Source organism: Candidatus Darwinibacter acetoxidans (assembly GCF_041936445.1).
Taxonomy (GTDB): Bacteria; Bacillota; Limnochordia; order Darwinibacteriales; family Darwinibacteriaceae; genus DTU010.
Window position 1 is genome coordinate 1 of record NZ_JBHGXH010000106.1, and the last position, 3,429, is coordinate 3,429.

The following is a 3,429-nucleotide window of genomic DNA, read 5'->3' on the forward strand; positions in this document are numbered from 1 at the left end:
AAGGTGCACCTGAAAACACTGGCCAGCAAATAGCCTATTCAGCAGCGGACAGGGGTTTAGCCCCTGTTTCTTTTTTGGCGACAAGAACGCTTTCCTGCCACGGTTTCGTCCTGTAAACCCAATAGCCGTACAGGCAGATGATGAGGTTGCTGAAACTCATGGAAAACCAGATGCCCGTGGAACCCCAGGAAGTGAACCGCCCCAAAAGCACGATCATGGGCAGGCGCACCAGCCACAGCCGGCCCACGTTCATGTTCATGGCGTACTTGGTGTGACCCGTCCCCTGGTAGAGTCCGGAAAAGGCACTGAAGATGCCCATGAGGGGCATGGACACCGCCACAAACCAGAGATAGGTTAGGGATTCTGAAATCACCTCTGGGTCATCCCGGGCTTGCATGAAGAAGAGGATAATGGGCTCGTCAAAGGCGATGAGGATGATGCAGCCCACAACACCAATGAGCACAGCCAGCTTCACGGCTTTGAAAAAGGCCTCTTTGACCCTGGCCATCTGGTCCGCCCCCATATTCTGCCCCACAATGGCCGTGAGGGCGTGGCCCATACCCGTGGCCGGCTGCATCACCAGGGAGGTAATGCGATTCACCAGGCCGTAGGCGGCCAGCACCGCCGTTCCGTAGGAAGCGATAAAGGCGTTGAAGGCGGCAAAACCCAGAGCTTCCCCTGACTGGCCGATGCTTGCCGGCAGGCCCACTTGGACCATCTCTTTCACTATTCCCCGCTGGAAGCGAAAGCCTTTGAAATCTGGTTTTAGTCGATTCTTCCCTCCCAGCACGAGTAAAGCCCCTGCCGCGGCCAGAAGGGCCCTGGACAAAACGGTGGCCCAAGCCGCTCCGGCTAAGCCCCAGTTAAAGGTAAAGATGAAGATGGGGTCCAAAATGGCGTTGAGGATGGCCGATGCGGCGCTGAAGATCATGGGAGTGATGGTATCCCCTTGGGCGTGCAGCATGGAGTAGATGGCGAAGTACAGGAAGACGGCGGGCAGCTCAAAAAAGATAATCCGCAGGTAGAGGATGCTCAGTTCAGCTAGCTCGCCTGCGCCGCCCATCAGTCCCACGATGAGCGGCGCAGACAGATAACCCACCGCGGCAAAGAGGAGGGATATGAGCAGGGAGAGGGCGGTCAGTTGGGCGGAGTACTCCCTGGCCCTGGACTCTTGGCCCGCACCCAGGAGTTGGGAGAGGAGGGAAGTACCAGCCACGGATAGGCCGCTCCCTAAAGAGACAAAGATCCAGTTCACCGGCCACACAAAGGTTGTGGCGGCAAAGTGCACAGAAGAGATTCTGCTCACCCAGAGACCGTCCACCAGGTTGTAGAGGGTTTGGATCAAGCTGTTGATGATAATGGGGGTGGAAAGATAGACAAGTACCCTGTACATGCCGCCTTTGAGGATGAGCTCCGTCCTATCCTTTGCCACTGCCTTTATCCACCTTGCTGTGTTTGGTTATGGCCATTATATCACTGATCTCCGCCCCGGAACAGTAGAAACGCCCTGGGTCTCACCGCTTTTCCTGTTTGAGCCTGCGGGAAAGGACAATTTCGGCCCCACTCACCAGCAGCGCAAAGCCCACCAGGGTGCCGAAGGTGGTGCGGAACAGGGGTGTGAGCCCGATTAGGTAGGCTGTGAGAGCCGCGGCGATGCCCTGCAGGACCGCGGCAAAAGCCGGAGACATGGCCTGGCGCGCCGCCTCGCCTAGATATGTGATGATCCAAGCAGTGGGCAGAGCATATAACACCACCTTCCACCAGGGATTGGAGTCGAAGAGGCTGAGCAGCAAAAGGCCCAGGATGGTCAGGAGCAGGAATTGCCCCAGCAGATGGCTCTTGGGGAACATGGCTTTTCCTCCCGGTTTGGTATGGGAAAAAGGGTCTTGACAACAGCTCCCACCGCGCATACAATATTAGTGCACTAGTGGACTAGTGCACTAGCGGGGAAGGGGGTAGGCGATTGGACATGAAGTTTACCACATCCATACCAATATACTTACAGATCATGGATGAAATTAAACGCCAGATCGCCACAGGCGTCCTCAAGCCTGGAGATAAGCTGCCTTCCCAGCGGGAGTTGGCAGCACAGCTCAAGGTCAATGCCAATACGGTGCAGAGGGCCTATCGTGAGATGGAGGTGCTGGGTCTCGTGGAAACCCTGCGGGGACAGGGCACTTTTGTCCGGCGCAGCCAAGCGATTGTGGAGGAGACCAGAAGGGAGCTACTGAGCCGGCTGGTGGATGACTTCGCTTGCGCCATGCGCTCTCTGGGCTTTGACCGAGGGGAGGCCTTGGAGCTGGTGCGCAGCGCCTTTGAAAGGATAGAAGCCGGGGAAGGGGTGGAGGAGCAGTGAGCACAGGAAGACAGGCGCTGGTGGTGCGCGACCTAAGGAAAAGGTATCCCAGGGTGGAAGCTCTGAAAGGCATCAGTTTGAGCGTGCCCACCGGGGAGATCTGGGGACTGCTGGGTCCCAACGGCAGCGGTAAATCCACGTTTCTCAAGTGCGTAGCTGGCTTACTCAGGCCAGATGGGGGAGAGCTGGAAGTTTTGGGTGCGCCGCCTTCCCGCAGAACCAAGGAGCAGCTGGCCTACGTGCCAGAAGTGGAGAATTTGTACCGCTGGATGACCGTGAGCCAGGTGCTGGATTTCACCGCGGCTTTTTACCCCGATTGGCAGGGGGAGAGCGCCCTAGAGCTGTTGGAATTCATGCGCCTGGAGCCCAATGCTAAAGTAACCGCCTTGTCCAAGGGTATGCGGGCGCGGCTGCGGCTGATTACGGCCCTGGCTCGCAGGGCACCGTTGATTCTCCTTGATGAACCCTTCAGCGGGATCGATCCTGCCTCCCGGGAAAGGATTGTGGAGGGCATAGCCCGCCAGTTTAAGGGGGAGGAACAGACCATGATCATCTCCACCCATGCCGTGGGGGATGCGGAACGGCTCTTCGACGCAGTGGTCTTTCTCCAGGAGGGTACCATCACTCTTCAGGGCAATGCCGAGGATTTGCGCAGCCGCCATGGCAAGTCCATCAATGATCTCTTCAAGGAGGTTTTTGCCTGATGAAACGCTTCTGCAAGCTGTTGCGCAAGGATCTGGAAGCGAGCCGTATGCCGGTGCTTTTCCTCTCCGGAGCTACCCTGGCCCTCATGGCTTACGTGCGCCTGCGTCTGGCGAATTCTCCCGTGTTCGTGGAGACTGCGGAGAGCTACTGGCCATCGGGGTATCTGGTACTTGCCCTGATTCTGCCCATCACGTTCTTTCCCCTATGGTTGGTCTGGCGCTCCCTGCAAACCCTGCGCAGCGAATGGCGCGAGGATACCATCTATACGCTCATGGCCCTTCCCGTTCCGGGCTGGCAGGTGATGCTGTCGAAACTTGTTGGCCTCTGTGTGGAGTACACCACTTTGTTCATCGTTACCGTGGGGGGAT

Annotated in this window: 5 protein-coding genes; 3 read left to right on the forward strand and 2 right to left on the reverse strand. The window is 57.6% G+C overall.

The window, feature by feature from the left end; translation table 11 throughout:
• Window positions 1–34: 34 nt before the first annotated feature.
• Together ACE4YL_RS03420 and ACE4YL_RS03425 are read right to left on the reverse strand one after the other, a co-directional pair.
• A complete protein-coding gene (locus ACE4YL_RS03420; RefSeq protein WP_461366850.1) occupies window positions 35–1,432 on the reverse strand; it encodes an MATE family efflux transporter in 1,398 nt (465 codons plus the stop codon).
• An 82-nt stretch (window positions 1,433–1,514) separates the two neighbouring features.
• Window positions 1,515–1,850: a hypothetical protein gene (locus ACE4YL_RS03425; protein WP_461369228.1), complete on the reverse strand. Its 336-nt coding sequence runs from the start codon at window positions 1,848–1,850 to the stop codon at window positions 1,515–1,517.
• A 119-nt stretch (window positions 1,851–1,969) separates the two neighbouring features.
• Between ACE4YL_RS03425 and ACE4YL_RS03430 the strand changes: the two genes are divergently transcribed.
• The 3 genes from ACE4YL_RS03430 to ACE4YL_RS03440 form a co-directional block, all read left to right on the forward strand.
• Window positions 1,970–2,356 carry a GntR family transcriptional regulator gene (locus ACE4YL_RS03430; RefSeq protein WP_461365229.1) on the forward strand — a complete coding sequence of 129 codons (387 nt, stop codon included), beginning with the start codon at window positions 1,970–1,972 and terminating at the stop codon, window positions 2,354–2,356.
• The gene (locus ACE4YL_RS03435; protein WP_461365226.1) at window positions 2,353–3,060 is read left to right on the forward strand and encodes an ABC transporter ATP-binding protein; all 708 of its coding nucleotides are present in this window, start codon (window positions 2,353–2,355) and stop codon (window positions 3,058–3,060) included. Before ACE4YL_RS03430 ends, ACE4YL_RS03435 begins: the two co-directional genes overlap by 4 nt.
• Window positions 3,060–3,429, forward strand: a 370-nt coding sequence (locus tag ACE4YL_RS03440) for a hypothetical protein (protein WP_461369229.1), incomplete at its 3' end; no start/stop codon positions are given. The genes ACE4YL_RS03435 and ACE4YL_RS03440, both read left to right, overlap by 1 nt.